The organism is Methanosarcinales archaeon Met12, assembly GCA_002813105.2.
Lineage (GTDB): Archaea > Halobacteriota > UBA148 > UBA148 > JAJOKI01 > JAJOKI01.
The window spans coordinates 585427-612334 of sequence record CP017966.2; the positions used below are offsets into that span (position 1 = coordinate 585427).

Genomic DNA, 26908 nt, shown 5'->3' on the forward strand with positions numbered 1-26908 from the left:
CCCATGCTCTAAACCTTTTAATTGTTATATGCATCATGTTTGGTTTTCCTCACATGTTTTGTTCAATTCTCTTCAAAAGTCATACGTTTTTCATCGCCTTGACAACAAGCTCTGAATTACAAATATATTCTCTCTCTATAATCTGAAAACCACTCTCCTTTAAAATTTTGTTCAAAGACGGCAAATCATATTGGGAGATGTGTTCTTGTTTATATCCGCCTCTTAACTTCACTATGTCATATACGTGCTCAACTACTCTCCATGTGATTTTACCATAATCAGGTGTTGCAACAATTAGGGTTCCGCCTGCTCTAAGTATTCTATTGATCTCTGACAGTATTGAGCCACATCGGGGAACGTGCTCAATGACGTTTGAAAAGATCACAGTGTCGAACGTGTTATCTTTAAACGGCAGTGCCCTCACATCGCCGCAGACCAACAATTTATTGTTTTGCTGGAGGTATCTCAGTCTGCCCATTGATATATCACATGCAACTGCATCTGGTAGATCTTGTATGATTTTACTAGTCCCACACCCGATATCGATTATATCATCGTTTTTATCAAGCATGCCAGTAATTATCCCGTGTCTTTTTCTTTGCCAGAATCTCTGAAGTGGTATTCTACTATAATATGCCCGGCTATCGTAATCAACCGATTCCACCGAGTTTCTCAATAACCATAATCTGAGAAAACTTTTCAGGTAAGACATGCCAAATTTGATTAACCTGAGTTTGGACTGCCCATGCTCCCTGGGCCTATATCTAAAAGGTATTTCGGACACGCTATAGCCATCTGAATATGCTCGGACCAATATTTCTTGTAGCACGTCAAAGTTTTGTCCGGTGATGTTCATGCTTTTTATCGACGATGCCTTATATAACCTAAAACCGCTGGAGATATCTTTTACTGGAATGGACAAGAAGTAGGTGAAGAATTTGTTAAGGGCGAGACTTAAAAATTTTCTAAAATAGGGCATGTCTGCCGAGCCGTTTTTTATGTATCGAGATGCGATAACGATATCAGACTTATTTCTCGACTTCCAAAGGTCCCGAATCACAACGGGGTCGTGAGATAAATCGCCATCCATGGTGATAATATAGTCTCCTCTTGCAGCGCCAAATCCCTCCTTTAAAGCGTTCCCATATCCCGGGTTTCTCTGTACGAAAACTTTGGCACCCGCACTTTGTGCATTTTCCGCCGTCCCATCTTCTGAGCCACCATCGACTATGATAATCTCATAATCATTGGAGAAATCACGTATCGCGTCGTGCAATTTAAAAACTAATTTAGATATATTTTTACCTTCCTTGTATGTTGGTATAACAACGGAAAGATCCATAGCGTCACCATCTTAGAGATATTCTTAGTTGTACACGGCGTGGTATAAGTATTATGATGTCTCAACGTTTATCAAAGATTCAAACCAGTTCTCTCCAATAATCCAACAACTCTTCCATGGACCGCTCAAACGGTATCGTCGGCTTCCAGCCAGTTTTTTTCCTGAACTTAGAGCAGTCCCCTAATAGTATTTCAACATCGGACGGGCGCATCTTCTTCGGATCTTGTTTAACTTTGATGTTTACTTTTGATTTCTCCAATAGAAGGTCTAAAACAGATTGAATCGTCCGTGATTTTTCAGAACATATGTTGTATACTTCTCCGAAATCGCATTTTTGTAAACTCAACCAATAGGCTCTAACAATATCCCTGACATCTGTAAAATCCCTTTGTGCATTCAGATTGCCGACATGTATGATGGGGTCTTTTAATCCTTTTTCGATTTCTGCGATTTGCTTTGAAAAATCAGAGCAGACGAATACTTCTCCCCGTCTAGGTCCAGTGTGATTGAATGCTCTCGTCCTCACTATTTTCAGTCCATAACTCTGATGATACTGAAAACCCAGTAAATCCGTTGTAACCTTGCTGACTGCATACGGACTCAACGGTCTCAGTGGATTTGTCTCTTTTATAGGAAGCTCGTCTGGATAAACCAAACCATACTCCTCAGATGAACCCGCAATTTGAATTTTTGGATCTACATTCGAATTTCGCACCGCTTCAAAGAGGTTCAACGTGCCAATGATGTTTGTGTCTAAGGTCTCAGATGGGGCCTTCCAGGAAGTCGGTACGAAGGATTGGGCCGCCAGATGAAAGATATAATCTGGCTCAACTTCATCTATTGTTTTTTTCACCGAGTGGGCATCCCTTATATCGGTGTCAAGTAGCCCCAGTTTATTTTTGATGTGCTGGATGTTGTCCAGCCTGCTTCTCCATCGTATCGTCCCGGATACTTCTAAATTTTTCTCTAACAAAAACTCCGCCAAGTGGGAGCCGACGAAACCAGATATTCCTGTTATTAATGCTTTTTCCATTTTCTCCACCTTGCCTTTCTTTTACAAACTCTCCTTTTATCACCAACTTTCTTTGGGGTCGACTCGCCGAATGTCTGGCAGGACATCAAAATCATGGTCATATGAGAATATCCGCTCTATATCATTTTCTATCATGCATTGATATGCCAATGCATCATCGAAACTCAGCCCAAAATCTTTCATATGAGATGTTGCGCATATCCTACTGTATAGAGTCATTGGCAGTACAGTCAATCCCTCATATCTGAGAAGCCCGGAAAGAAAGATTGCAATGTCCTTCCATCTCAATTTGTAGTTCTCCATGACCACTACCACTGCATCGACATGGAAATCGGTTATCACTCCCTTTAATTCGCCGTTTTTGAATCTGGTTAGAACGTTTTTGGCGTGCACGCCCCTGGATTGACCCAATTCAACCTCCAAGAAGATATTGGCATCAACCAGATACCTCTCTATTTTGCCCCATAGCTCTTTTTGCTCTGATTTTAGTCACCTCATGTTGTAACTCGACGCCGGACATATCTACATGCGAGAGCATGCCCCAGATCGACTCCACTGGGTCTTCTGGTGGCTCCATTATTTTGAGGGCTTCCTTCGTTCTATTGGCCCATTCGCCTAGAGCTTTTTCTGCAGCAATACTAATAGCTCCCTTTTTATACCCAAAGCTACTCATAGCTGCCTCCCTAAACTTTTTTTCCACGTCATCTGAGATACAAACTTTTATACCACTCATCTTAATTCCTAATGACATTAAGGTAATAAGATATAAAAACCTTTCTTCGATGACGCTATGCACATCCTTTTTTGGATATCTCATCTTTCACAATGTCCACAAATTGCTTGACCACCTTTATCCTCTTAGACACATCGAACACGTCTTTTTCTGTCAGGTCATAGTACTCATGTGATAACAAGTTTCTATAAAATACTAAATTGGACAGCCTCTTCTCCAATCTCCTATCGATAAATTTATTTTTTGCCAATAATCTAAAAATCTCTCTGTAGGTAGAGGGCATGCCGATATCGTTCGCCACCACCACTTCTTCTCCCAAATTTATAGTTCTATTGATGGCAGAGAACAAAACCATCGAAAGAGAATAAAAATTTTTCTTATCTTCCAAATCCTCTATTTTCTTTATATCTAATTCTTCCAAATCTCTGAAATATTTTTCAATATCGCTTATTATCTTCCCAATTCTCTCTGTATCATACATTTCATTCACCCAAGATGTGGGAGCAGTGCCTCTTAATCATCGGCTGAACGTCCAGATAGGATTTAAGTGTGTCTACTTTAGCCCTCTGCAATGTTAGATCGTCTTTTTTATACAAAATTTCCCCCTCTTTTAAAACCCTAAACCTTATCGTCGGTGGAAGGTCCCAGAATATGGATATGTCTATTTTCTTAGATGAATTGCTCAATATTTCTTCTTTTACTTTTTTGGAGATATCCTTCTCTGTGAGCACACAGAGGTCTATGTCGGAAAATGGTTTTACACTACCTTTGGCCATAGAGCCAAACAGGTATATTGCCTCAATCCCATCTCTCTTCAATTCATCTATTACCTTATCGATCTCCATCTCATCATCTCTCATATAATTTCTAATCAAATTTTGAAATACTTAAGCCTTCTCCAGTTCATCCCACCGTTTCATCTGCCAGAAGTTGGTCCACCCTTCCGACGACTTTTTTGGTGCGAAGCTGACTGTCTGATATTACAGCGACTCCTGCAGAGTCGTATCCACGATACTCGAGATTTTTTAACCCCTCCTGTATAATGGGCAACGCGGTCTTTGAACCGATGTATCCGATTATTCCACACATAATTTAAACCACTCTATCGTATTACTCAAACCTACATCTAAATCAACCTTTGGCTCCCAACCCAGGATTTTCCTTGCTCTTGAAATATCCGGACACCTGCGTTTGGGGTCATCTATTGGCAACTCCTTGAAGACGATTTGTGAACTCGATCCAGTGAGTTTCTTGATCCTTTTGGTCAACTCGAGTATTGTGATTTCATCTGGATTGCCGAGATTGATTATTTCGCCCCCCGCTTTATTAGAGAAGACCATCTTGCATATGCCGTCCACCATGTCGGATATGTAGCAGAAACTTCGGGTTTGCGAACCATCACCATAGGCAGTAATCGGCACATTGGCAAGAGCCTGCGTGATGAAATTGGGAATTGCCCTTCCATCGTCTTTTTTCATCCTTGGCCCATATGTGTTGAATATTCTGACGATTCGCACATCCATAGCATGTTTACGGTAATATGCCATCGTTAATGCCTCTGCGAATCGCTTCGCCTCATCATAACAACTTCTCGGCCCCACGGGATTTACGTTTCCCCAGTAATCCTCTCGCTGGGGATGAATCTTCGGATCGCCATAAACCTCGGATGACGATGCCAGCAGAAATACAGCATCTTTTTCCTTAGCAAGTTCCAATGTATTATGAGTGCCAGATGAGCCGACTAATAATGTCTCTATTGGCATATTTTGATAATCCACCGGGCTGGCAGGGCTTGCGAGGTGAAACAGGTAATCGATATTCTCCTTGAGCGTCAACGGCTCAGTTATATCATGCTGTAGATAGGTGAAATTTTTATTGTTCAACAAGTTGACGATGTTCTTTTTGTCGCTCGTGCACAAATTATCGAGACAAATAACCTTGTGGCCATCGTCTAATAATTTTTCACATAGATGTGAACCTATGAACCCTGCACCGCCTGTTACGAGTATCTTCATGTTATTGCCCCAAGTCCCCTAGGCTCTTTTAACACAACAAAAGATTAAGCCTTAGCCTTCATCCTTATATGAGCTTTCATATAACTCTCTGGCAACCTTCGTGAGGCGTTGAAGATTTCAATCCCGATGATCTCGCCCTTTGCATCCAATTCTATGTTAACGCCTTCAGCTATCTCAACAAACTCTTCTTCTTCGCCCTCTTTTGCTATAATATAAAGGACATCATGCTCTTTATCATAATGAAACTCTGGGGCGGCTTCAGACTCTACTTTTTTTATCACCATTCTTTATCCCTCACTTCAATCCATCTTCCAAATTTAACTCTATTTTCTTTTTGTCCCCTCTTAAGAGGATGAATAGTAATCAATTCAATAATCTCATCAACATCGAATACGACCATCATCTCTCGTTCTTTCTCTTTGGATACTATTTTTGTGACTGCTATATAATGGTTTGTTTTGATGTCATAAAAATACTCTTTGGCTTTCTCAAATACTTCAGTTGGAAGCTTTTGGGGGATATTTCTTATTTTCAAACGGAAAGTTAAATGAGAAGTATATCTGATTGGTTTAGTCATCTAAACAACCTTGCCCAAATCCTGCACCGCCTGTTATGAGCATCGTTTTCATTAGATGCCTATATTTATCTATTCGTATATTAAAGCAATATTATAATCTCTCAAATCGTCTAATCTTTCTTGATATAAATAATGCAGTTACCGATATTCCCGTCAATAAAGGAATTAGCAAATAAATCATTGGATAGATGATTTTTCTACATCAAACTAGGAAAATTACGATAAACAGTACTAAAAACATAACTGTGGATATAATTGTTCTTCCTGGAAATAAAGTTAGCTTTGATGCGTAGGAGGATGGAGAGTTTTTTGCTTATCCTGATAATGATACCGTGACGCTGACGGCTGGCGTGAAACACGAGATATGGATCTTTCATTATACAAGTAACGGTCTTGATTCCGGAGAGTATAGTGTCAGAGTAATGATAGTAGATTGAAGATATATAGTGATTCAATATATGCATGAGTCAAACCCAGTTATGTCACGTAATCTTCATTTCATCCAATTTTATTCTTTGTATCTCATTTACCCTATCAAAGTCGCTGTCATCGCTCACAATAGTGCCTATGGCATTTTCTACAACTAGGGCGGCATGAATGGCATCTCTCGGCCTCAACCTGTACTTATCCATCAGACTTGGTGCTTTAACAGCGATATTTTCATCTATGGATACTATCTTCAGATTGGGGACTTCTAGGATATCACCCCATACCTTCATCCCAGTATTGAAGTCCCTGTGCTTGCTCACGGCCCATGCCACCTCATCCAAAACAAGGCAACTTATTGCACATGATAGCTTGCCCCTCCCCAACATTTCCATCATCTTTCTGCACCTCTTTCCTTTCTCTTCTCTGTTCAGAGCGGCATAGATGAACACATTTGTATCAAGGTACATCGATACCAATCCTTCGCATCCTCTCTTCTATCTGTTCTTCATACTCTCTATCGAGATCGATTTTTGAGATGCTCTTTCCTTGCGCTGCAATCTTCTCAAACTCCTTCTTTATGTTCTTCGCCTTCTTGATGACCATCTTATCCCTGCCTAAAACTCTATCGTCGACGAGTCGCCTATGTTGAGCGAATTTGGTTTGCCAGCGAGATTGACATCGTCCCCAAGTATACTTGTCTGGAGATTCATGTTCACTATCTTTGCACCAGAGCCTATGATGCCGTCAGCAATGATCGAGTTTTTGACGATGGTATTGTCTGCAATGGACACGTTCGGACCGATGATGGAGTTGACGATTTTCACACCAATTCCGACCATTACCGGCCGCATAATGATGGAATTGACAGATGCGATATCATTGCCTGGCTTCTCGGCCAGGAGCACCCTATTTACCTCCAGCAGCGTATCTGCTCTGCCGCAGTCATACCAATCATGCACTGGAAACGTTTTCAGCACTGCGCCAGCGTTCACCATGAGCTGAAGCGCATCCGTGAGTTGGTACTCGCCTTTTTTACTACTCCTAATTAGTTTGTCCAATGATTCGAACAGGAGAGATGTATTCTCTATGATGTAGATGCCAGCGATGCCAAGATTGGATGCTGAGCGCTTGGGTTTCTCGACCAGTTGGGTGATAACACCTTCCCTGGTGTGCACGATACCGTAGTGCTCTGGCGCATCCACAGTTTTAACTCCAATCGAGCCAGCGCATTTGCCATTGCCGTGATGACTATTCAGGAAATCCTTATAACCAGCTTTGAAAATCATGTCGCCCAGCGCTATCATCACAGGCGAATCTCCGATAACATCTTTGGCGACGCATATGGAATGTCCCAATCCAAGTGGCTCTTCCTGCGTGACATAGGAGAGCTTGTCAAAGAGCTCAGAGTAGTTCGCATCGATGTAAGAGGTCATCTTATTCTTCATATAGCCCACGACGATGATGACCTCCTCTGGCTGAACATCGACCAGCCTATCCAGAATATGCCCGATGATGGGCTTGCCAGCCACGAACACCATCGGTTTTGGTTTGGTGTGAGTATGAGGATACAGTCTCTTGCCAACGCCTGCTGCAGGTATGATTACTTTCATTCAAATCACCAGCATAGCCCTTCATAATCGATATGCTCTCTAAAAGCAATTATATTTCGCCCATCAATGACGATTCTGTTTTTCATCACCTTGAACTCGTCACCCAGTTTTTTAAACTCATCCCACTCGGTCATCACCAGGCAGGCATCCACATCCTTGAGTGCGTCTTTTGCGCTTGAATGATATCGAATATTTGGAAAGATGGGGCGCATGTTCTCATTTGCTAAAGGATCGTATGCTGAGACGATGGCTTTTTTCTCGATCAAGCTGTGAATGACTGGAATCGCTCTGGATTCCCTGATGTCATCGGTGTCATTCTTGAAGGCGAGCCCGAGTACTGCGATTTTTCTCCCTGAAAGGTTGCCTAATTTTCGCTCAAGCAGGCGAATCATTCTCTTCGGCTGCCCCTCGTTTACGTCCATCACGGACCTTAGCAGTTTTGGCCGATAGCCGAGCTCTTCGGCTTTATGAATCAACGCTCTCATATCCTTTGGAAAACAGGAGCCTCCAAAGCCTGCGCCAGCCCGCAAGAAGCTCGGCGAGATTCGATGGTCCAAGCCAACCGCATGCATGACCTCATAGGTATCGATGCCGAGCTCTTTACAGATGTTGCCGATTTCATTTGCAAACGATATCTTCGTCGCTAGAAATGCATTGGAAGCGTACTTGATCATCTCAGCCGTCTTTAGTCCGGTTCGAATCAATGGGCAGTCAAAACCTTCATATAACTGCGCCACCACCCCTCCAGAGCGCTTATCCAGCTCGCCGATGACGATGCGGTCTGGATTCATGAAATCATGGACTGCCCTGCCCTCTCTAAGGAATTCTGGATTCACAGCAACGCCGAAGTCTGTCCCTGCCCTTTTTTGAGAGTATTCTTCAACAATCGGTATTACGACGTTTTGGGTAGTTTCTGGAACCACCGTGCTCTTGACCGCGATCACATGATACTTCTCGTTGTTTCTTAGCGATATGCCAATGCTTTTACTTGCAGTCTTGATGACCGATAGGTCAATTTCGCCATCCTGGGCAGATGGAGTGCCCACGCAGATAAAGGAGACGTCCGAGTCAGCGACGGAAGTATAATCAGTCGCAGCCACCAACATTTTACCAGCGTGTTTTTGAAATAATTCTTCCAATCCCTCCTCATGGATGGGTGGAATACCGGCGTTGATATTGTCCACCTTTTCTGCATCAACGTCTATGCAACATACATTATGGCCTAATTCAGCGAGGCACGCTGCCGTTACCGCTCCGACGTAACCAGCCCCGATAATCGAGATGCTACTGTCACCCATGATATTCACCAATCATCGCATCTTATAAAAATCCTTTATCCTGATGCTGTCGTCCAGATGCGGCGTGGAGACCTCATGAAGTATCGTGTTCTCGAGCGCAACAATGGTGTGGGGGGTTCCTGGTTCAATTCTGATGACGTCATTGCGCTCAAATTGCTCCTTGTGGTCCTCAAATTCAATGTAACCGATGCCGTCCATTATAAGCATGGTTTCATCCTTTTTCCCATGGTAATGATATGATGTTTGATATCCTTCGCGAATGAATAACTTCTTGGTCAGATATTTGTCAGTGCTGATCAGGATTTTCTCATATCCCCATGGCTTATCAGTTCGGTTCTCGTACTCTTTTCGGATGTCCTCAAGGTCCTTACTCGTATCGATTGACATCCAGAGCAAACCATCTTCTCGATAATAACCGAGACGCCCCATCTTGGCAAGCGATGGAAATAAGGTATTCTCTATGGCACCGGTTTCAAAGTCCTCGAAAAACGACAGACATGCATTATCAAAACAATATATGCCACCATTTATGTAATGGTCCAGAAGGGGCTTCTCCTTGAATGCCTTGATATGCTCCTCGCCCAACATCACGATTCCATATGGGCTTTTCATCTTGGTGACGAACATCGATACGGAATACTTCGACATGTCAAATTCATCCATCATCTTTTTCAGATTCAGGTCTGCGATCACGTCACCGTTACTGACCACGACGTCCTCATCATCGGTCGTCTCCAAACCTCTGCGTATGGCGTTTAGAGTGCCCAACGGCTCATCTTCTACGAGATACCTGATATTCACTCCTTTGTATTTTTGGCCATACCGCTCCTTTATTTTTTCATTTAAGTGACAGGCTAATAAAATGACCTCATCGATTCCTGCACTCGCAAAATCAAATATCTGTTTATCGAGAATTGTGTAACCCTTCTTGATATCGATGAGGGGTTTGGGGACCTCATATGTAAGTGGCCTGAGGCGCTTCCCATACCCTCCGCATAGAATCATTCCGATCATTTGGCACCCTTCATATAGTAGAAGTAGATTCTAACTACCTCTCTTTAACTTGTCTCTTATACAAATAAAATGCCGCATCCTTATAGTTTACCAAAGATTCTACAAAATATTTGTCAATATTGGCTCTCTCAGACGCAAATGGTCTGATAATCATGTCTGCATCAACTTTCCTCGCGACCGACGCGATCGCACACTGAAGGTCGATTGGCGGCCTGATCGAATATATCAGACTTGCACCTTTGTATATTTGTATATCCGGATTGAATATATCGTCTCTGATGAAGCGTATGCCATGAATACGGGGGCACATAACATCAGTTACGGTCACATCCAGACGGTCTTTTAGCAGGAGTGCTACCTCGGGATGTTTACCTATGCCGACCTCTACGATTTTGCCCCTGTATAATCTGAGAATATATTCCGCCAGATCCTTATGGCCAGTAATTGCCATAGACATCCCTACGCAGCATCTTGCATATAAATCTGAACGAGAAAAAGAAGCTTAATTTTGAGAGTGCAATTCAAAATTTAACGGCATCGGTCTACTAATTCCTGCATGCGTGCGGAAACCCCTGCGCCCTGTCTGGACAACCCATCATCGGATACAATCAAGGCTAATTCGTTACCAAGTACGAAAATAGCCTTTTTGTGGTCTGCTTTACTCCTATGTATGTGAACCGGGCTTATATGTAAAGACTGATATCTCTGGAAATTATTGCAGTGACCTGTATTCTCGAAGAATCTTTTAACCTGCACCAATATTGTATGGATATGTATCAGTTCATCCTTGTGCATTTCAAACCCCTATTCAACCAACGCAATCAATCACAGTACGATACACTAAGGAGAGTTAGAGCTTTACCATACTAAAGCTTTTGGTCGCCTTATTTATTATTTGAGCTCCTCACTGGTAAGGACCTTGAGGGAGGGCGGCCTATTGGCAATATTGCCCAGTTTTACGCCTACCAGATAGTCCAGCTTCTTTTCTGCAGCGATATCGATGATGCGCTGGGTGATCACGCCATCAAAGATGACACCTTTGACATCGCTGTTTGCCTCTCTTAAAACGTTGGCGAGGTCTCTCACTGCAACGTCTCCAATTGCCTTTTTATCGGCATTCAGTAATTTTGCACTCAAGGTACCGCTGAGCTCTTCTGCGTATGTCTTGAGTGCTTTTTCATTTGTTGCACTCACCGGTGGCGTATCCTCTTGCTTGGGCTTCTCTACACGGCGTCGAATACTGCTCAGATTCAAGATTCTCCTCTTTACCACTCCCTCTTTCTTCTGCACCCGGTGACCTGTAGAGACTTCCATGGCCTGTTCTGCCGGCACCTTGTTTCGCAACGCCTTGATGACCTCTTTTTGAGTCAAATCCTCGACACTCTTGCCTTCGGGGGCGCGTGCAACATAGTTGATGTCGGCAATCTGAAGCAGTTCTTTTAATAATAAATCTCCGCCCCGGTCTCCATCAAGGAAAACTGTAACTGTTTTATTTTTACTGAGGTCTCCAATCGTCAGTGAGACATTGGTCCCCTCGACTGCGATCGTGTTCTTGATGCCGTAACGCAATAGATTTAAAACGTCGGCACGCCCCTCTACTATGAGTATTGCATCCGAATCGGTCACATTAGGACCTGCCGGCAGGGCATCGTCACCATAAGATGTGATGCCCTCGATGCGCATAGCATGCTTCACCGATTCAGCGATCTCCTGGCTTTCTGGAACATTATCATCGAATTTATCGGTTAGTATGTATTTTGCCCGGTCTATTACCTGTTTTCGCTTAACCGCCCTGATATCTTCTATCTTCGATACTGTGATGTTAGCGGTACATGGACCGATCCGCTCTATGGTTTCCAATGACGCCGCCATAATCGACGTTTCGACCTTACCAAGACTGGATGGAATCATGATTGACCCGCTTGACTTGCCGGATTTTGCATTGATATTAACTTCGATCCTGCCCACCCTTCCTGACTTCTGCAGGTCCCTAAGGTCCATGTCATCGCCGAGCAGACCCTCTGTTTGGCCAAAAATGGCCCCAACCACATCGGGCTTCTCTACAATGCCATCGGCATTTATATTTGCATAAATAATGTATTTCGTGGTATCGGAATTTTGCATTGAAATCCTCTCCTTGATACAAAAACAGCCAAAGGCGTCAAGGTAAGATGGTCACACTTGACTTGTTTCAACCACACAGCGAACTCAATGAAGATAGTATTGCACTTACTACTATATTTTTATGAAAACTATGTATACCTTCATACACCATATTTTGATTAATCTTAATCTATCCGCTATGAATTTTGAAACTACCTTTTTATCTTGGCTATTTTCTTAATATTACATTATCGATTACGCATTTGGACATAATAAACTTATGGTATGGGCTGCAAACCAAAGAGCTGGAACGCTAACATCTGCACACTTTGTGGCGAAGCGTTTGGATGTAGGTGTCTATATTCTCCACCTCTTTTATCTCCTTTTGTACAAGCTTTTTGAGTCTCCCCCTAAGTCTGGCATTCGGCTTCGTACCGGATGCGCGTAGATATTTAAAAATCTTATTTGCCATTTCATTTCCCTTTGAATCCCAGTCAGTCAGTATGATCACAGTATCGGCTTTTCTGGAAATCTCCTCGGCAAAGCACAATAATGGTGGATGGGACGCAAGCATGATTTGACCAGAAATGCCCAGTTCATTCAATGCGAACCTATCCTTCATACCCTCGACGATTATGACTGCGCCCTCGTCTAACAATTCCTGAATTTCGGCGAGAATCCACTCAATCCGCTGCAATCGTTCAGCATCTTCCATCTCAATCAATCCCGATTCAAGGGGATGTTATAAGAATATAAATTAGATGTACCCTGACGCACTAACTCCGAGAGATCATCCGCTGGAATAATCCGCAGTCCTCCTCAGTTACCCTCATGCCAGGGTTTGTTCCACATTGGGGTTGGCTATACGGTCATCGATAGGCTTTGCCAGTAACTCCCGCAAGGACCTATACAATGCGGATTTGTCGCCCCCATTTTGCACCGATGGTCACCGTATCCAATGGAATCCTCGCACCAGTCCTCGTAGAGGGCAATTATATTATTTCATGCCACTTATATAAAGATGTGTTGTCGGTCAAATGGTGATTTAATGGAGACTTCCTTTATCTGCTCATAGCGTTTTGAATTCCGTGGTGATTAAAATCGCCTTGGTTTCGCTAGCGGTCGCTGCAATCAATGCATCCTGTAAATTCGCCCGTATTTCCTTCTGTACTCTCCTGCCTTTTTGCAATATCTGGGCAGACATTGATTTTATTAATGGTGTTTATGAGTGTTTCAGTTTTCTGTCCGACATCAAGACGTTCACAACTCTTGCCGCTAAGTAGCTCTGCTTCTATTATGACTGATGAGAATATGATGTCTCCACAACTCCACAGTTTGCCGAAGAATTTCACCGCCTCTGCATTGCCACGTAGGAAGTCGATAAAAATATCAGTATCGATGAGAAGTCGCCTCATAAGCCGAGCCTTTTCATCCTTTTTTACACTAGGGGCTGACTTAGGCTCTTCTTTCCAACAGCCAACACACCCATCTATTATCAACTATAAATTTAATCGGAAAATCCGCTCCCCCTGATGAAGCGCCCGCTCCCCTTTTCACCGACGATTTCCCCATCAAGCACAACTTCGCCCCTGAGCATCGTCATCTTTGGGAAAATCGCGTTCATTCCTTCAAATGGCGTCCAACCAGCCTTGCTGTGCAGGTTCCTGTCCTTGATAGGCTTCATGTCATTTAAATCGACAAACACGAGATCGGCATCGTTTCCAACCTTAATCTCGCCTTTTCCGTTCAATCCGAAAACCCTCGCTGGATTGGTAGCCATGAGCTCTATCAGGCGCTGAAGTGATATGCGCCCTGCTTTTGCGGCAGACAGCATCAATGGTAATGAAGTTTCAACGCCAGGAACGCCAGCAGGGGCACTCCATATATCCTGCTCTTTTTCCTCCTCTGTGTGGGGTGCGTGATCAGAGGCGATCATGTCGATGCGGTCCAGCGCCGCCCAGAGTGCTTGCCCATCCCCCTCGCTTCTCAGCGGCGGATTCATCTTGCCGAACGTACCAAGTTTATCCCAGTCTTTTTCAGCGAGGAATAGGTGATGTGGCGTGACCTCACATGTCACATTTGTCCTTAGGAGGCGCAAACCTTCCCTGGTGCTGATGTGACATATATGTAACTTGGTGCTTGTAACATTGGCGAATTGAACTGCTCTTGCGATGGCAATAGCTTCGGACTCATTCGGCCTGGATGATGAATAGGCGCCGGGGTTGGTCTTATCCCTCAACTTCTCGGTGCATCTCTTTATGACGCGCTCGTCTTCTGCATGTACGCAGGCGATGGCGTTCAATTGTGCAATGGTCTGAAACGCATTGGACAACGCATCGTCATCGATGTTCAACCTGCCCACCGATTCAGCCATGTAGATTTCGCCAAAGGCGGTTACGCCTGCCCTCCACAATAGTTCGAGTTCCGCGCCTTCAACCACACCGGCATTGATGCCGAAATCCACGATCGAGCTCCTTGAAGCCTTCAGCTTAGCCTCAAATGATTTTAATGTCGTAGTAGGTGGAATCGTGTTTGGATGGTCTATAACGGTGGTCACGCCGCCAGCTGCGGCAGCACAGGAGCCTGAATACCAGTCTTCCTTATGCGACATACCCGGGTCGCGGAAGTGCACGTGCACATCTATCGCTCCAGGCAAAACCAGCAAACCATGCGCGTCGAGTACATCGTCTGCACGAATGTCCTTCGCAATCCTGGATATCCTGCCATCCGTTATCGCCAGCTCGGCTTCCAGAACATCCCCGTCGAGGAATAATTTCGCATTTTTAATCACAAGGTCCGGCATTGTATCTCTTTATGTCCACCTTTCCGGTTCTTTGACGCTCATGTTGATCATCATCTCTGATATGTCAACCCCATATTCTGCCATCCTTTTCAAGCTCTCTAAAGCGGATCGCAGGTGTATTTGATTTATGGTGTCGTGACGATTCTTTAATACTCTCTCGCTCACAGCCGTCACCAGCTCCACAGCCTCTTGAGACTCTGCTATTGCTTTGTTCGCGGCTTTTACATCCTTTTTGAATAGACACGCAAACACGTTATCGAATGAATTCAATACAAAATCTCCCGCCTCAGTTATTTCTGCAGTTAACTTCGGGTCAATGCCCTTCATTTGAGTTGCGTCTTTCGCAATTTTTTCAGCATGGTCAGCTATCCGTTCCATGCTCTTCGCGATGAGCCTGTATCCCATACATTCTCTCTGGTGCTCGATGCCCATTTTTTTAGCCACTTTATAATCTCCGATCGCTGCCTTGAGCTGCCTCACGATCAGCAGATAGAATCTATCCACTTCGTTATCCCGCTGTATGACGTCTCGTGCAAGCGCTACGTTCCCGTCCTTCAGAGCCGTTATGGAATCCTTTTGCATCGATTTGAGGATCCTCGCCATTCGTTGAAATGTCTTTTCAAGTGACAACTCTTCATAGTTTAACAGGCTTTGCAGGATTAATTCATCTCCCGATTCATCGACCACTTCGAGCCCTATCAGTCCCTGTCTGACCGAGTCTTTTATCCATTTTCTGTCCTGTGTGCTGAATCCTTCCCTGGAGATCAGTTTTATTATGTCATAGCCGACCAGGTAGTTTGCTATTAGCAATCTGAGTATGTCCTCCGGCTTTTCATCGGGAAATAGTTCTATAACTGTACTGAACGCCTCTTGCTTTTTTGTCCCAGTGGTGATGAGAATCGAGTTATCCGCTCCACGTATAAGCGTTACTTCGTCTCCCTGGTTTATCCCCACGCTTCTTGCCCAGTCTATTGGCAGAGATACTATCAGTGTCGATCCGCCTGTCATCTGGACCTTTCGCTTCTCTTCTTCCAATTCTTTTACCTCTATATATGGACTATTGAGTAGATATATCTATATTGGGATAAAGTATATATAGTTATCTGTCGTGTGACCATATGTGAAGGAGGCAGATAAATATGGATGTGAACAGTATCGAGCGCCGAATATGTGGTGCAAAACATATGGCCATACTTGCAGATGATTTAGATGATGGTATAGGCAAGACAACGAGAGATGCTGGAGCTGGCAGGCACTGCGTCATGGTGTACCGTTGTGGATGCGGCAAACTGATAGACAGCAGTGACAAATTCTGCTCTTTTTGTGGGCACCAGCTGGAATGGCATGAAATAAGATGAATCTTAAAGAGCATGGCGATGTAAATGGCGCAAAAGACCTATGACATTGGGATTCGTGGCAGGACATACCCACTCAGAAAGGAGCTAAAGGAGCTTGGCCTGTGGTGGGACAGGAGTACATACAAGTGGGTAGGATTGACCGTCGAATACGAACGAATGACACAGATACGCCGGTTTGCGTGGAAAGTAGGCCTGCACCTAAATGTCAGAGAGACGAACATGAAGATGGGAAGATATATTTCATTATTGCGCCATGGTCAGCAGACTCTAAAGGCATATGCGGCCATAAACGCGTTCCATGGCTCTGGAAGTTGAATGAAATCTTGATAGTCAATGCTGGAACCGCTACGACAAGACAGGTTAAGGCGAGGATAACATCGTCTTTCAATATAATGGAAGTCGGCGAGGAGGGACGTGTCGTCAGGCGAATCTCTTCTAAAACCATCGAGGAAGTGGTGTTTTACAATGGAATCTCTCAAAAGCCCATGAGATGATTGTCTATATAGTCTATATTGTTCTATATATTCTATATGGGATATTATTATATATTAGTAGTGCAAACAAATATGTAATAGTTAAAAGGAGGATAAACATGAACAAAAAAATAGTGGCATTAGTAGTAGCAGTAGGAATGATAATGTCAATCGTAGCAGGATGTATCAATGTTCCAGAGGCTCCCATAGAGGCTCCAGGACTAACAGGCACACTGGTAATAGCAGGATCTACTTCGGTGGCGCCTATAGCTGAGGAACTAGCCAGGGCATTTGAAGCGATACACCCTGAGGTACGAATCGATGTACATAGCACAGCATTGTGGCGATAGTCCATCCTGCCAATCCAGTCATTGATCTGACGACAGAACAGCTTCGACAGATATATGCTGGGGAGATCACCAACTGGAGAGAGGTCGGCGGAAGAGATGCACCGATTATGGTCATAACCAGAGAAGAAGGCTCAGGAACAAGGGGTGCATTTGAGGACATGGTAATGGATGATAACCCTATTTTCCCCGGCGCTATCACTATGGTGGGGGCAGGCGGTGTTAAAGCTGCTTTGGTCGGTGCTGAACGTGGAATCGCCTACATCTCATTATGGGGTGTAGATGAGACCGTAAAAGTAGTTAAGATAGATGGAGTTATGCCGACTGCCGAATCAGTGCTGGCAGGCGATTTTGGAATCGCAAGACCATATATATTCCTGACCTTGGGTGAAGAAGTGCTCGAAAGGGCGTTCATAGACTTTGTCTTAAGCGACGCTGGCCAGGATATAATCAGAGAAAAAGGACTTGTGCCGGTTCGCTAAAAGCCACCAAAAACAGTATTATCGCTCACTATCACTACAACACCAATATGTGGGTGGTGGTTGAGCGATAGAGTTTTTTATTCTAAAACTATGATATAATCTAAGGGGAAGCAATAGAGGGTTAAGCAAAGATGTATCGCCATTATAAGGAACGAATTGTCAAGTCCGTCTTATTCATAAGCGCACTTGCTGCTATTTTTGTCCTCGGTCTTATTACGGTGGTTATTTTCAGCGAAGGTTTGCCACTTATAGCCAAAGTTGGACTTTTTGATTTCATTCTTGGAGCTGAATGGCGACCGTTGGCAGGAATATTCGGGATCGCCCCCATGATAGTTGGTACTTTTTATGTTATCTGTGGTGCTATGCTGCTTGGTGTGCCTCTGGGGATCGCCTGTGCTATATTTTTGGCTGAAATCGCACCTAAAAGAATAAGGTCGGTGATTAGACCCTCCATCGAACTATTGCTTGGAATCCCTTCGGTGGTATATGGCTTCTTTGGGCTGGTGATACTTGTTCCAATAATAAGAGAGCATTTTGGTGGACCTGGCTTTAGCATATTGGCTGGCTCAATTATACTGGCAATAATGTTATTGCCTACGGTTATCGCCGTATCTGAAGATGCTATTCGTTCAGTGCAGCGTACCTATAAAGAAGCATCATTAGCATTGGGGGCAACTCATTGGCAGACCATTAGAAACGTTATTTTGCCTGCCGCACGCTCCGGTATTACGGCAGGGGTGATTCTTGGTTTTGGGCGCGCTATAAGTGAAACCATGGCCGTCATAATGGTCTTGGGCAATGCCCCAATCTTTCCGCGGTCCATATTAGATCCGGTAAGGGCGCTTACTGCTAACATTGCTTTGGAGATGGCTTACGCCACCGGAGATCACCGTCAAGCATTATTTGCCACCGGAATTATCTTGTTCGTAGTAATATTGCTCTCTATTTCCTTAATCAACATAGTACAAAAGAGGGATATGGCATGAATTCAGGTAAAATTGCGATGGGCGTATTGTGGGCTTCTGGCCTGATAACGCTCGCTATTTTAGTCATTGTGATTGGCCATATACTTCTGAATGGTATGGGCATGATAAGCATAGAGTTCTTGCTGGATTCGCCGCGAGCTTTGGGGCGAGAAGGTGGCATATTTCCAACAATAATCGGAACAATAGCTCTGGTAGTAGTAGCTCTAGTGATAGCGACACCAATTGGGGTGGGTGGTGCGATATATTTGGCTGAGTATACACACCGGGGTACCATAACTAAAATAATCAGAGCAGGGGCAGAATGTTTAGCTGGCATACCATCTATCTTGTTTGGTCTGTTTGGGTTCGCTTTTTTTGTTATTTTTTTGGGATTCGGGTGGTCAATTCTATCGGGCGGATTGACCGTGGCATGTATGATTTTGCCAATGATTCTCAGGACCACTGAAGAGGCTTTAAAAGCCGTGCCTAACTCATACCGAGAGGGCAGTCTATCTTTAGGAGCGACTAAATGGCAAACTATACAAAATGTTGTCTTAAAAAGTGCTGCCGCAGGCATATTTACAGGCATAATATTGGGAGCGGGGAAGGTTGCCGGGGAGACGGCAGCAATCATGCTCACTGCCGGCAGCGCTCTAAGACTGCCAACATCGTTGTTCGACTCAGTTAGGCCAATGTCATTTCATTTATATATATTGGCCATGGAAGGGTTATCTATGGAACGTGCCTATGGTACTGCTGCAGTATTAGTTTTGACTGTGCTGTTCATAAATCTCACTGCAAACTTGATTATGAGATACTATACCAGGGCTCTAAGGGGATAAAAATGAAACGAGAAAGTTTACGGGTAAGTTTTGCAAGCGTTCTGGTGATTTCTTTGATAGCGATTGGCCTTTTATCGATAACTATACAATACAAAATCATGATGGGACCTACCCTCATCCTCCTGGCACTTTTATCGCTAATTCCTCTAAAACTCGCCGGAAGAACGATAAAATCATGTTCAGCCGACATCGTATTTGGCTCGGTTGATACCTTCTTCCTGGGAATCGCCGCTCTTATAGGCGCGAGTTTTGCAGGGGTTCTGGGGGCAATTGTTGGGGCAGCTGCGGGTGATGCCATCACCGATGGATTTGCAGGTTTATGGGAGGGAAGAGTGGCGCAATACTTGAGAGAACATGGAATTGAGGAAGCTAGAACTCCCCTGTCGGCGTCTCTCGGCAAAATGTCCGGGTGCTTTCTGGGAATCGGGGTGCTGTTGACATTGGTCTGGACAATTAGGGATGTGAGATTATTATGACCACAAACAAAATGGAGACAGCAAATCTAAGCCTCTGGTATGGGGGGCATCAAGCTCTGACGGATGTGAGCATTAAGATTAAGAAGAATATGGTTACCGCACTGATTGGGCCATCTGGCTGCGGGAAAACGACGTTCATAAGGGCGTTAAACCGCATGAATGACCTGATAGATGGTGTGCGCATCACGGGAGGCGTTTTGCTCGATGATGTAAATATATATAGCGACCATATAGATGTGGTGCAGCTCAGAAAACGAGTTGGCATGGTTTTTCAGCAGCCAAATCCATTTCCGATGAGCATCTACGACAATGCGGCATATGGTCCAAGAATCCATGGGATAAAAGATAGGGAAAAGTTAGATGAAATAGTGGAGAGAAGTATAAAAGAGGCGGCCCTGTGGGAGGAAGTAAAAGATAGATTAAACAAACCTGCGCTGAAATTGTCTGGCGGTCAGCAGCAGAGGCTCTGTATTGCGAGAGCCCTGGCAGTAGAGCCAGAAGTTATATTAATGGACGAGCCCTGCTCCGCATTGGACCCGAATGCCACCTCTAAAATAGAGGACCTGATTCAGGACCTTAAAAAAGAATATACCATCGTAATCGTGACACACAACATGCAGCAGGCGGCAAGGGTATCAGACTATACCGCATTCTTCTTTACTAAAGGGGAATTAATAGAGTATGGGCCGACTTCTAAAATCTTCGAAAGTCCACAGGATAAACGCACTGAGGATTATATAACCGGGAAATTTGGATAAGGGGGCGATGTCGATGATAAGGAAAACGTATCATCAGAGTTTAGAGGAATTAAAACAAGACGTTTTAAAAATGGGGGATATGGCCAAAAAGGCAATTCACGATTCCGTCCAATCTCTGGCTAAGCAGGACAAGGAATTAGCTGCCAAAGTCATTGAAGAGTACGATCCCCTGGTCGATAAGATGGAGTTTGAGATAGAGAACAAATGCATGAAACTGATAGCACTACAGCAGCCGATGGCAGGGGACCTGAGGGTTATCGGTACTTGTATGAAGATGATAACAGACCTGGACAGGATGAGCGACCTTGCCACAAATATTGCCGAAATCACGCTTGCAACGGCTGACAAACCATTGGTTAAGCCGCTCATCGATATCCCGCGCATGTCTGAGCTCACATTGGAAATGCTGGAAGACAGCTTAAAAGCATTTGCAACGTATGACGCCAGGTTGGTGGGAAGCGTATCAGATAAAGATGATATAGTGGATGCGTTATATGACCAGGTTCGCAGGGAATTGATAACTCTCATGATCGAAGACCCACACACGATTGGCGGCGCATCTCATCTCTCATTTGCAGCGAGCCACATAGAGAGAATGGCAGACCATGCATGCAATATTGCTGGCAGGGTCGTCTACATGGTTACCGGTGAAAGGGTAAAATTGGGGTAATTTTCTTTTCCACAACCGCTCCATTCGGCTCAACCTCGGCAAAAATCTGACCTTCGAATGTGTAGACATTCACTCTTTCATCCAGCCACATGTCTGGCGTCAGCCCTGTCTTGATGCACGTCTGGGATAAAAATTTTTTTGCATCAAAGCGGTATTCGGTCGCCACCTGAGGGAGCAACAGGCCAGAAAGCGTGGCAAACTTTACAAGCAGTCCATGTTTGCCAATTTGTATTTTCTCAGGCCGTTCATTTGCCTTGCCCTCTATTAATTTGGGCGGTGCGAGTATCGTAATCTCTATCGTAATCTCCTTCAATTCGTTTATTTGAACGGGAGAAAACCGCGGATCCCTAACTGCAGCGCTTATGGCGGAATCCACGATAGCATCACCAAGGAACATATCTGGATATGGCTGGCCGATGCAACCTCGCAAACCCTCTTTGTGTAGTGTTACAAATACCCCTCTCTTCTCCATGAACTTTCCGGAAAGCCTCGGTGATATTGTGGTACGTTCGTTTAAATATCCCTCAATCGCTTCTCTAGCGAGTTTTATCGCAAGTTCGCCATCTTTTAATCTTAACATGTTGTTCATGACTCCTCGGTTATGTTTAAAAGTTACGAAAGGTATATGATTCTTCTGGATAATAACAACTTGTGAGAGAGGAAGGGCGGCTGCCGACACCTTTTCCGTCAACGCTTTTGCGCTTGCCTCGAATCAGAGATTCGCAGGCAGTTTCAGATATTCCATCTGGAACAAGCGGAAAAGGGTTGTTGAGGAAAGTCCCCCCACCATCTGGACATATGAGTGTGTGCAAGCACACAAGGCGAGAGTCTTGGCTCTGGAACAGAAACGATACCACGCTACACCAATGCGATGATTCGAGTATGGGAATCGCTTTTGCGATTTTTGACGATGAGGTCGTGCATGTCGTGGCTGGAACGGCGAAACCTCGTAGGTGCAAGCCAAAGATGGGCAGATAAGGAGTCCAGCCGATGCCCAAAGTATGGCGCTTAGATGAATGCCGCTGAAACAGAAGGGGGCTTACTCCCCTCACTCACAATGACTTTTAAGGGATTAAAAATAGAAGTAAACGCTTTAAATCATAGAGGGCAATCTTTCTAAGAGCAGATTATAACCCCAAAATAAACCTAAACATCGCTTTAAATAAACAATAGAATTTAAAGTAAAACAGGAAAAGCCACAAACCAAAACATTTAAATATATGGTGAAATAACCATAATATTATGGTAAAAAGGAATAATATTGAGATTATTAAAGTATTGATAGAGAAACAGGAAGAGGAGCTTAACATAGCCAAGATAGCCAAATATTCTGGAATTGATTATAAAAATGCCTATCTGACAATCAGAAATCTTGAAAAAGAAGGATTGATAACTCTGAAATCATTTGGCAAAAATAAAAAAGCAACTCTGAACAAGAAGATTCATCCTCTTATTTTTGAAGCAGAATACAAAAGAAAAGAAGATTTGTTTAGGAACAAAGATTTTTTGGTGCTTCACAGGAGACTCTTTGAATTGCCGTTCCTATTTATAGCCCTGTTGTTCGGCTCCCATGTTAACGGAAAAGAAACAAAACATTCGGACATTGATTTATTGATTATAGGTGGAGATGAAAAAGAGATTCAATCAGTTATCTCTTTATGGCCTGAAAAAATTCATTTAACGTTTGTAACCTATAAAGAGTTTATTCATATGGCAAAAACTAAGGAATTTACAGTAGTAAGCGAAGCTATTAAAAATAACATAATTTTAATTGGAATAGAAGAATATTACAGGTTGTTGGAAAATGCTGAGTGAAAAAAGGATAAATGAAGCTGAGAGCAATGTTAAATCCTACTTAGCAGAAGGACTATTGAAAAAAACAAGAGTAGAAAATAATGTTATAAATATCTTTTTAAATAATGCAAAAGAAAGTCTGCGAGTTGCTGAAGAAATTCAAAAAAGAGGACTTTCTGATTTATGGACTATTGTCTGCTCCTATTATGCTATGTTCTATTATGCCAATGCTGTTCTTTCAACATATGGTTATAAAGTTGGAGAAAAAATTGTTCATAAAGTTACAGCCGATGCGTTGATAGTTTACGTTAGGAAAAAACTAAAAGAATCTTTAATTGAGAATTATGAAGAAACAAAAGAAGAAGCATTAAATTTAGCAGGCATAAGGGCTGACCAAATAATTGAATCTTTTGATTTTGAGAGGAGCAAGAGAGGGATGCTTCAGTATAAAACAGTTGAATTTGAAAAGAAATCCAAAGCAAAAACTTCATTGCAAAGAGCAAAAGAATTTGCAAAAGAGATGGAAAAATTAATGGTTGGTGAAAGGTAAAATGCCAATCCCAAAAGAAATCATAGACAACAGTGAAGGAAACAAATTAATTAGTTTCCTGAATGATGATTCAATAGAAAAGTTTTGGGAACCTCTAAAGAATAAACTTATATATATATTCCTCAAATCAAGAAAAGACTGCAAGTATCAAGACGCATTTGGAGGCAATATATAAAGGTTAATAACTGGAAGAGACTGATTAAAGAAGTAAGCAATTTCTTGATGGAAAAGGGAGTATTCAAGAAAAGTATCGTAGAGTCGTTTGATAAATCAAAATTACAGTTAATAACAATAGATTTTGTTTCGTGATAAAGTAAACGGAGGACCAATACGCCTTTAAGGGGTTCATTAAATATATCTATCCCCCACTCACCACTTTCAAGACCCTTAATTCGCCTGCTTCTACAACATCATCCAGTGGTACTGGAACCCCATTTTTTAGAACGACGACAATTTCTGGATTTAGATTGAAGCCCAGGAGCATATCATCATACCTCGTCTTTGCAGAAACGTCAAAACGTTTTGTTGCACCGCCTGGCAAAATTACAGTCACTTTCGTGTGATCTTTTATCCCCTCCGACCCTTCCAGATTTTCTCTCATAAGCTTCCCCTCTATCTCTCTCTGTTTTTTTGCACCTTTTCGCTCGGCATCTTTCTTTTTATACTTGGACATGATAAACCTTTCAAACGTACACTCGATAGCTATTTAAATTTAGTGTTTTTAGATATATGCCGGGATGGCAGAGCGGACTAACGCGGCAGGCTCGAGACCTGTTGTCTCATTCGAGACACTTGGGTTCAAATCCCAATCCCGGCGCTCACTTCGTCTGCTGGCGGAAGAAATGGTTGAAATAGGGATTTACAAGAAAAAGGGGTTGGAAATTTGGCTCGAAATCGCCGAGGATAACATTGAGCTCAAGTCATCAGGCGTATTTTCTAAATTGGCCTATCCTTTATTGAAAAAAGTAAATAAGATGCTGAGGAATGAGAGGCCAATTAAGGCGACCGAGGAAGAAGTGGTTTTAAGCACATGGCTTCCACCGATTCCAAGCGAACCATTCCGAAGAGCTATAAAAGCCGAGATAGATATATTGCTGAGAGGAAAATTCTCTCCCCAGGCAGTCTCAATGAATATTTCCGATTGTACGCTTGAGTGTAGTGAATGTAACATAATTGAGCATGGGGAAGAGCTCAAAACAAAAGATGTGAAGAATTTTATAGGGCAAGTCCAAGACCTTGGGGCGATTACAATTGGATTTGCAGAAGGGGACCCGCTTTTAAGGGAGGACCTTTTCGAACTCATAGATTACGTGGACAAGAAAAAGTCCATTGCAAGCGTTTTTACCCCTGGTCCCTTATTGACAGATGAGGCAGCAGCGGAACTGAAAGAGCACGGAGTATACGCTGTAATAATAGGTATTAAAAGCCCCAACCCGGAAGAGCATGATGCTGCGAGGGGACAAAAAGGAGCATTTGATAAGGCTATAAACGGCATGAAAAATGCGGTGGAGAACGGCCTCTATGTCTCCATGCATACACACGTGACCCCAAAACTTGTGGAGAGCGGAAGACTTGTGGGGATATATAAACTTGCATCCAGGGTCGGAGTTCATGAGTTATCCATCTGGGAAAGCCACCCAACCTGGAACTACAAAGATAGGAAGGATATAATTCTGGAGGATAAGCACAGAAGGGTAATCAGGGAACTGTACTGTAAAGCAAACTCTTCTAAAGAGGGGTCGAGAATATTCTACAACGGCGTCTTTGAATCTCCAGAGCTCTTTGGCTGTATGGCAGGCAGGAGATGGCTGAACTTGATACACTCAGGAGATTTGACTCCCTGCACATATGTGCCAATCTCTTTTGGGAATATCAGGGAAGAAAGTGTGGAAAGGATATGGAGGCGGATGTGTCAATTTAAGGAATTTAAGCAGAAGAGGTCCTGCGTGATGCTCGATGCGGAATTCAGGTCGAAATATATCGATAAATTTTCCGCTTCCGAGCTTCCCATTAACTACAAAGACATCATTTGAAGGTTGATTAATATGAAATTTGTCGCGTATAATTCAATCCTATTTAAGCTGATTTTGGACTATACAGGCACCGGGATGAGAATAAAGACCAAAGGGCTACTTTCTCCCTTCCTCGGAAAAGTGGAGAAGAAGTTTGATGAGTATTTGAAAAGCGTCCCAGCTGACATAAGAGGGGACAAACTATATCTTTCAACCGCCTTCCCTCCTGTGCCGAGCGCACCTTTTAAAAGGCTGGTATTCTCTCAAATAAAAAGAGCCTTTGGACTTCATAGTCCGGACAACCTGACGATTATGGTTACAGGAGAGTGTCAGTGCAATTGCGAGCACTGTCTGGCGCATAAAATGGATGAAGGAGTAGAGCTATCTAAGAACGAGATATTCGATGTTATTGACCAGGCACTGGAGCTTGGCGTATCTCAAATCACTTTTGAGGGCGGCGAGCCAACTTTAAGAAAAGACCTCACCGACCTTATCGAGTATATCGACAAAAGCAAGGCCACTTCAATGATTGTGACAAATGGCCAGCATTTATCCAAGGATTATGTCAAGAAGCTCAAGGAGCACGGGGCGGATTACATAAATGTAAGTATAGATAGCCCCTATCGGGAGAAACACGATGAGTTCAGAGGCGTTGAAGGGCTTTTTGATTGCGCTACAGAAGGGATAAAAAATTCTGTAGATGTGGGAATTCTAACTGGCGTTTTATATATCGCAAATCCAGAAAATTGTGATAGAAAGAGTTTGGAAAGGATGGCGGATTACTGTGAAGAGCTCGGCGTCTTTGAGCTGATGATCGACAAAATTGTTTCAGGTGGAAAATGGGCAGGTAAAGACGTCTTAGGTGAAGAGCAGGAGGAAGAAATAATCAGGTTTCAGAAAGAGGTAGCCGAAAAGAAAGGGAAGAATTTTATCACGAACCTTTTCCAGTTAAGAAGACCTGGTTTTTTTGGATGCTTTGCAGGCAGAAAATGGTGCTACATCTCTCCCAGCGGAGAGGTCATGCCCTGCATGCATACTCCCATCTCCTTCGGCAATGTGAGGAAGGAAAAATTATCAAAGATTTGGAGTAAAATTAGAAAGCACCCACTCTTCAGCAAAAAGCCAGAGAAATGTGCACATGAGGACTCCGCATATAGGGAAAGATATCTAAAAAATATTCCAGAAGACGCTGTTTTACCTTATCCTATTGAGGAGTTTGTTTAA

Annotated in this window: 38 protein-coding genes, 1 tRNA gene and 1 other RNA gene; 16 read left to right on the top strand and 24 right to left on the bottom strand. The window is 43.4% G+C overall.

The window, feature by feature from the left end:
* Positions 1–79 precede the first annotated feature (79 nt).
* The 22 genes from BME93_03760 to BME93_03865 all read right to left on the bottom strand — a co-directional run bounded on the left by BME93_03760 (position 80) and on the right by BME93_03865 (position 15992).
* The gene (locus BME93_03760) at positions 80–1342 is read right to left on the bottom strand and encodes a glycosyltransferase (protein ATZ61228.2); all 1263 of its coding nucleotides are present in this window, start codon (positions 1340–1342) and stop codon (positions 80–82) included.
* Between the two features lie 79 nt (positions 1343–1421).
* On the bottom strand, positions 1422–2375 hold the full coding sequence (locus tag BME93_03765) for a GDP-mannose 4,6-dehydratase (protein ID ATZ61229.2): 954 nt from the start codon (positions 2373–2375) through the stop codon (positions 1422–1424).
* 39 nt (positions 2376–2414) lie between these two features.
* Positions 2415–2786, bottom strand: a complete 372-nt coding sequence (locus BME93_03770) for a type II toxin-antitoxin system VapC family toxin (protein ID ATZ61230.2) — start codon at positions 2784–2786, stop codon at positions 2415–2417.
* 25 nt (positions 2787–2811) lie between these two features.
* The gene (locus BME93_03775) at positions 2812–3108 is read right to left on the bottom strand and encodes a hypothetical protein (GenBank protein ID ATZ61231.2); all 297 of its coding nucleotides are present in this window, start codon (positions 3106–3108) and stop codon (positions 2812–2814) included.
* A gap of 55 nt (positions 3109–3163) precedes the next feature.
* Positions 3164–3589: a DUF86 domain-containing protein gene (locus BME93_03780; GenBank protein ATZ61232.2), complete on the bottom strand. Its 426-nt coding sequence runs from the start codon at positions 3587–3589 to the stop codon at positions 3164–3166.
* Position 3590: 1 nt separating this feature from the next.
* Complete coding sequence (locus tag BME93_03785) at positions 3591–3968, bottom strand: nucleotidyltransferase domain-containing protein (protein WRQ72874.1); 378 nt, start codon at positions 3966–3968, stop codon at positions 3591–3593.
* A 43-nt stretch (positions 3969–4011) separates the two neighbouring features.
* The gene (locus BME93_03790; protein ATZ61233.2) at positions 4012–4197 is read right to left on the bottom strand and encodes a hypothetical protein; all 186 of its coding nucleotides are present in this window, start codon (positions 4195–4197) and stop codon (positions 4012–4014) included.
* Positions 4185–5123: an SDR family oxidoreductase gene (locus tag BME93_03795; GenBank protein ID ATZ61234.2), complete on the bottom strand. Its 939-nt coding sequence runs from the start codon at positions 5121–5123 to the stop codon at positions 4185–4187. Before BME93_03795 ends, BME93_03790 begins: the two co-directional genes overlap by 13 nt.
* 44 nt (positions 5124–5167) lie before the next feature.
* Positions 5168–5407, bottom strand: a complete 240-nt coding sequence (locus BME93_03800; GenBank protein ATZ61785.2) for a DUF2283 domain-containing protein — start codon at positions 5405–5407, stop codon at positions 5168–5170.
* Positions 5401–5700, bottom strand: a complete 300-nt coding sequence (locus BME93_03805) for a hypothetical protein (protein ID WRQ72875.1) — start codon at positions 5698–5700, stop codon at positions 5401–5403. The genes BME93_03800 and BME93_03805 overlap by 7 nt, the downstream gene beginning before the upstream one ends.
* Before the next feature lie 482 nt (positions 5701–6182).
* Positions 6183–6596, bottom strand: a complete 414-nt coding sequence (locus BME93_03810; protein ATZ61235.2) for a type II toxin-antitoxin system VapC family toxin — start codon at positions 6594–6596, stop codon at positions 6183–6185.
* Positions 6586–6732, bottom strand: a complete 147-nt coding sequence (locus tag BME93_03815; protein ATZ61236.2) for a hypothetical protein — start codon at positions 6730–6732, stop codon at positions 6586–6588. Before BME93_03815 ends, BME93_03810 begins: the two co-directional genes overlap by 11 nt.
* Positions 6733–6743: 11 nt before the next feature.
* Positions 6744–7739 (bottom strand): sugar phosphate nucleotidyltransferase, encoded by a 996-nt coding sequence (locus BME93_03820; protein ID ATZ61237.2) that lies wholly within the window; start codon positions 7737–7739, stop codon positions 6744–6746.
* 5 nt (positions 7740–7744) lie between these two features.
* On the bottom strand, positions 7745–9037 hold the full coding sequence (locus BME93_03825; GenBank protein ATZ61238.2) for a UDP-glucose/GDP-mannose dehydrogenase family protein: 1293 nt from the start codon (positions 9035–9037) through the stop codon (positions 7745–7747).
* Positions 9038–9049: 12 nt separating this feature from the next.
* Positions 9050–10051, bottom strand: coding sequence for a sugar phosphate nucleotidyltransferase (locus tag BME93_03830; protein ID ATZ61239.2), 1002 nt, complete (start codon positions 10049–10051; stop codon positions 9050–9052).
* 34 nt (positions 10052–10085) lie between these two features.
* Entirely contained in the window at positions 10086–10502 is a 417-nt protein-coding gene (locus tag BME93_03835; protein ID ATZ61240.2) for a UPF0146 family protein, read from the bottom strand.
* Positions 10503–10579: 77 nt separating this feature from the next.
* Positions 10580–10846 carry a UPF0058 family protein gene (locus BME93_03840; GenBank protein ATZ61241.2) on the bottom strand — a complete coding sequence of 89 codons (267 nt, stop codon included), beginning with the start codon at positions 10844–10846 and terminating at the stop codon, positions 10580–10582.
* A 96-nt stretch (positions 10847–10942) separates the two neighbouring features.
* On the bottom strand, positions 10943–12175 hold the full coding sequence (dnaG, locus tag BME93_03845) for a DNA primase DnaG (GenBank protein WRQ72876.1): 1233 nt from the start codon (positions 12173–12175) through the stop codon (positions 10943–10945).
* Between the two features lie 292 nt (positions 12176–12467).
* Positions 12468–12869 carry a toprim domain-containing protein gene (locus BME93_03850; protein ID WRQ72960.1) on the bottom strand — a complete coding sequence of 134 codons (402 nt, stop codon included), beginning with the start codon at positions 12867–12869 and terminating at the stop codon, positions 12468–12470.
* 400 nt (positions 12870–13269) lie between these two features.
* Positions 13270–13569: a hypothetical protein gene (locus tag BME93_03855; GenBank protein WRQ72877.1), complete on the bottom strand. Its 300-nt coding sequence runs from the start codon at positions 13567–13569 to the stop codon at positions 13270–13272.
* A 92-nt stretch (positions 13570–13661) separates the two neighbouring features.
* Positions 13662–14957 (bottom strand): dihydroorotase, encoded by a 1296-nt coding sequence (locus BME93_03860; protein ID WRQ72878.1) that lies wholly within the window; start codon positions 14955–14957, stop codon positions 13662–13664.
* 9 nt (positions 14958–14966) lie between these two features.
* Positions 14967–15992: a phosphate uptake regulator PhoU gene (locus BME93_03865; protein ATZ61242.2), complete on the bottom strand. Its 1026-nt coding sequence runs from the start codon at positions 15990–15992 to the stop codon at positions 14967–14969.
* Between the two features lie 104 nt (positions 15993–16096).
* Between BME93_03865 and BME93_03870 the strand changes: the two genes are divergently transcribed.
* The 10 genes from BME93_03870 (at position 16097) to phoU (ending at position 21328) form a co-directional block, all read left to right on the top strand.
* Positions 16097–16315 carry a hypothetical protein gene (locus BME93_03870; protein ATZ61243.2) on the top strand — a complete coding sequence of 73 codons (219 nt, stop codon included), beginning with the start codon at positions 16097–16099 and terminating at the stop codon, positions 16313–16315.
* Positions 16316–16339: 24 nt separating this feature from the next.
* Positions 16340–16630: a hypothetical protein gene (locus BME93_03875; protein ATZ61244.2), complete on the top strand. Its 291-nt coding sequence runs from the start codon at positions 16340–16342 to the stop codon at positions 16628–16630.
* Positions 16627–16809 carry a hypothetical protein gene (locus BME93_03880; protein ID ATZ61245.2) on the top strand — a complete coding sequence of 61 codons (183 nt, stop codon included), beginning with the start codon at positions 16627–16629 and terminating at the stop codon, positions 16807–16809. Before BME93_03875 ends, BME93_03880 begins: the two co-directional genes overlap by 4 nt.
* Before the next feature lie 113 nt (positions 16810–16922).
* Positions 16923–17138: a hypothetical protein gene (locus BME93_03885; protein ATZ61246.2), complete on the top strand. Its 216-nt coding sequence runs from the start codon at positions 16923–16925 to the stop codon at positions 17136–17138.
* The gene (locus tag BME93_03890; protein ATZ61247.2) at positions 17129–17617 is read left to right on the top strand and encodes a substrate-binding domain-containing protein; all 489 of its coding nucleotides are present in this window, start codon (positions 17129–17131) and stop codon (positions 17615–17617) included. The genes BME93_03885 and BME93_03890 overlap by 10 nt, the downstream gene beginning before the upstream one ends.
* Before the next feature lie 131 nt (positions 17618–17748).
* Positions 17749–18603, top strand: a complete 855-nt coding sequence (gene pstC / locus BME93_03895) for a phosphate ABC transporter permease subunit PstC (protein ATZ61786.2) — start codon at positions 17749–17751, stop codon at positions 18601–18603.
* Complete coding sequence (gene pstA / locus BME93_03900) at positions 18600–19424, top strand: phosphate ABC transporter permease PstA (protein ATZ61248.2); 825 nt, start codon at positions 18600–18602, stop codon at positions 19422–19424. Before pstC ends, pstA begins: the two co-directional genes overlap by 4 nt.
* 2 nt (positions 19425–19426) lie before the next feature.
* A complete protein-coding gene (locus BME93_03905; protein ATZ61249.2) occupies positions 19427–19900 on the top strand; it encodes a hypothetical protein in 474 nt (157 codons plus the stop codon).
* Positions 19897–20658 (top strand): phosphate ABC transporter ATP-binding protein PstB, encoded by a 762-nt coding sequence (gene pstB / locus BME93_03910; protein ID ATZ61250.2) that lies wholly within the window; start codon positions 19897–19899, stop codon positions 20656–20658. The genes BME93_03905 and pstB overlap by 4 nt, the downstream gene beginning before the upstream one ends.
* A 13-nt stretch (positions 20659–20671) precedes the next feature.
* Positions 20672–21328, top strand: coding sequence for a phosphate signaling complex protein PhoU (gene phoU, locus BME93_03915; GenBank protein ATZ61251.2), 657 nt, complete (start codon positions 20672–20674; stop codon positions 21326–21328).
* Here phoU and BME93_03920 read toward each other — a convergent pair.
* On the bottom strand, positions 21300–21908 hold the full coding sequence (locus BME93_03920) for a TIGR00296 family protein (protein ID ATZ61252.2): 609 nt from the start codon (positions 21906–21908) through the stop codon (positions 21300–21302). The genes phoU and BME93_03920 overlap by 29 nt on opposite strands.
* A gap of 73 nt (positions 21909–21981) precedes the next feature.
* On the opposite strand from BME93_03920, the gene rnpB reads away from it, so the two are divergent.
* The 3 genes from rnpB to BME93_03935 all read left to right on the top strand — a co-directional run bounded on the left by rnpB (position 21982) and on the right by BME93_03935 (position 23672).
* Positions 21982–22382, top strand: an RNA gene (gene rnpB / locus BME93_03925) — RNase P RNA component.
* Between the two features lie 188 nt (positions 22383–22570).
* Positions 22571–23143 carry a nucleotidyltransferase domain-containing protein gene (locus tag BME93_03930; GenBank protein ATZ61253.2) on the top strand — a complete coding sequence of 191 codons (573 nt, stop codon included), beginning with the start codon at positions 22571–22573 and terminating at the stop codon, positions 23141–23143.
* Entirely contained in the window at positions 23133–23672 is a 540-nt protein-coding gene (locus BME93_03935) for a HEPN domain-containing protein (GenBank protein ATZ61254.2), read from the top strand. The genes BME93_03930 and BME93_03935 overlap by 11 nt, the downstream gene beginning before the upstream one ends.
* A gap of 358 nt (positions 23673–24030) precedes the next feature.
* Here BME93_03935 and BME93_03940 read toward each other — a convergent pair whose 3' ends face one another.
* Positions 24031–24345, bottom strand: coding sequence for a MoaD/ThiS family protein (locus tag BME93_03940; GenBank protein ATZ61255.2), 315 nt, complete (start codon positions 24343–24345; stop codon positions 24031–24033).
* 58 nt (positions 24346–24403) lie between these two features.
* Here BME93_03940 and BME93_03945 point away from each other — a divergent pair.
* From BME93_03945 to BME93_03955, 3 genes are all read left to right on the top strand, one after another.
* Positions 24404–24489: transfer RNA gene (locus BME93_03945), tRNA-Ser, on the top strand.
* Between the two features lie 25 nt (positions 24490–24514).
* Complete coding sequence (locus BME93_03950) at positions 24515–25705, top strand: radical SAM protein (GenBank protein ID ATZ61257.2); 1191 nt, start codon at positions 24515–24517, stop codon at positions 25703–25705.
* Between the two features lie 12 nt (positions 25706–25717).
* On the top strand, positions 25718–26908 hold the full coding sequence (locus tag BME93_03955; protein ATZ61258.2) for a radical SAM protein: 1191 nt from the start codon (positions 25718–25720) through the stop codon (positions 26906–26908).

Coding starts and splice junctions, on each gene's coding strand:
- BME93_03760 (ATZ61228.2), bottom strand. CDS start 1,342: ATGGATCTTTCCGTTGTTATACCAACATACAAGGAAGGTAAAAATATA.
- BME93_03765 (ATZ61229.2), bottom strand. CDS start 2,375: ATGGAAAAAGCATTAATAACAGGAATATCTGGTTTCGTCGGCTCCCAC.
- BME93_03775 (ATZ61231.2), bottom strand. CDS start 3,108: ATGAGTGGTATAAAAGTTTGTATCTCAGATGACGTGGAAAAAAAGTTT.
- BME93_03780 (ATZ61232.2), bottom strand. CDS start 3,589: ATGTATGATACAGAGAGAATTGGGAAGATAATAAGCGATATTGAAAAA.
- BME93_03785 (WRQ72874.1), bottom strand. CDS start 3,968: ATGAGAGATGATGAGATGGAGATCGATAAGGTAATAGATGAATTGAAG.
- BME93_03790 (ATZ61233.2), bottom strand. CDS start 4,197: ATGTGTGGAATAATCGGATACATCGGTTCAAAGACCGCGTTGCCCATT.
- BME93_03795 (ATZ61234.2), bottom strand. CDS start 5,123: ATGAAGATACTCGTAACAGGCGGTGCAGGGTTCATAGGTTCACATCTA.
- BME93_03800 (ATZ61785.2), bottom strand. CDS start 5,407: ATGGTGATAAAAAAAGTAGAGTCTGAAGCCGCCCCAGAGTTTCATTAT.
- BME93_03805 (WRQ72875.1), bottom strand. CDS start 5,700: ATGACTAAACCAATCAGATATACTTCTCATTTAACTTTCCGTTTGAAA.
- BME93_03810 (ATZ61235.2), bottom strand. CDS start 6,596: ATGTACCTTGATACAAATGTGTTCATCTATGCCGCTCTGAACAGAGAA.
- BME93_03815 (ATZ61236.2), bottom strand. CDS start 6,732: ATGGTCATCAAGAAGGCGAAGAACATAAAGAAGGAGTTTGAGAAGATT.
- BME93_03820 (ATZ61237.2), bottom strand. CDS start 7,739: ATGAAAGTAATCATACCTGCAGCAGGCGTTGGCAAGAGACTGTATCCT.
- BME93_03825 (ATZ61238.2), bottom strand. CDS start 9,037: ATGGGTGACAGTAGCATCTCGATTATCGGGGCTGGTTACGTCGGAGCG.
- BME93_03830 (ATZ61239.2), bottom strand. CDS start 10,051: ATGATCGGAATGATTCTATGCGGAGGGTATGGGAAGCGCCTCAGGCCA.
- BME93_03835 (ATZ61240.2), bottom strand. CDS start 10,502: ATGGCAATTACTGGCCATAAGGATCTGGCGGAATATATTCTCAGATTA.
- BME93_03840 (ATZ61241.2), bottom strand. CDS start 10,846: ATGCACAAGGATGAACTGATACATATCCATACAATATTGGTGCAGGTT.
- dnaG (WRQ72876.1), bottom strand. CDS start 12,175: ATGCAAAATTCCGATACCACGAAATACATTATTTATGCAAATATAAAT.
- BME93_03850 (WRQ72960.1), bottom strand. CDS start 12,869: ATGGAAGATGCTGAACGATTGCAGCGGATTGAGTGGATTCTCGCCGAA.
- BME93_03855 (WRQ72877.1), bottom strand. CDS start 13,569: ATGAGGCGACTTCTCATCGATACTGATATTTTTATCGACTTCCTACGT.
- BME93_03860 (WRQ72878.1), bottom strand. CDS start 14,957: ATGCCGGACCTTGTGATTAAAAATGCGAAATTATTCCTCGACGGGGAT.
- BME93_03870 (ATZ61243.2), top strand. CDS start 16,097: ATGGATGTGAACAGTATCGAGCGCCGAATATGTGGTGCAAAACATATG.
- BME93_03875 (ATZ61244.2), top strand. CDS start 16,340: ATGGCGCAAAAGACCTATGACATTGGGATTCGTGGCAGGACATACCCA.
- pstC (ATZ61786.2), top strand. CDS start 17,749: ATGTATCGCCATTATAAGGAACGAATTGTCAAGTCCGTCTTATTCATA.
- pstA (ATZ61248.2), top strand. CDS start 18,600: ATGAATTCAGGTAAAATTGCGATGGGCGTATTGTGGGCTTCTGGCCTG.
- BME93_03905 (ATZ61249.2), top strand. CDS start 19,427: ATGAAACGAGAAAGTTTACGGGTAAGTTTTGCAAGCGTTCTGGTGATT.
- pstB (ATZ61250.2), top strand. CDS start 19,897: ATGACCACAAACAAAATGGAGACAGCAAATCTAAGCCTCTGGTATGGG.
- phoU (ATZ61251.2), top strand. CDS start 20,672: ATGATAAGGAAAACGTATCATCAGAGTTTAGAGGAATTAAAACAAGAC.
- BME93_03920 (ATZ61252.2), bottom strand. CDS start 21,908: ATGTTAAGATTAAAAGATGGCGAACTTGCGATAAAACTCGCTAGAGAA.
- BME93_03930 (ATZ61253.2), top strand. CDS start 22,571: ATGGTAAAAAGGAATAATATTGAGATTATTAAAGTATTGATAGAGAAA.
- BME93_03935 (ATZ61254.2), top strand. CDS start 23,133: ATGCTGAGTGAAAAAAGGATAAATGAAGCTGAGAGCAATGTTAAATCC.
- BME93_03940 (ATZ61255.2), bottom strand. CDS start 24,345: ATGTCCAAGTATAAAAAGAAAGATGCCGAGCGAAAAGGTGCAAAAAAA.
- BME93_03950 (ATZ61257.2), top strand. CDS start 24,515: ATGGTTGAAATAGGGATTTACAAGAAAAAGGGGTTGGAAATTTGGCTC.
- BME93_03955 (ATZ61258.2), top strand. CDS start 25,718: ATGAAATTTGTCGCGTATAATTCAATCCTATTTAAGCTGATTTTGGAC.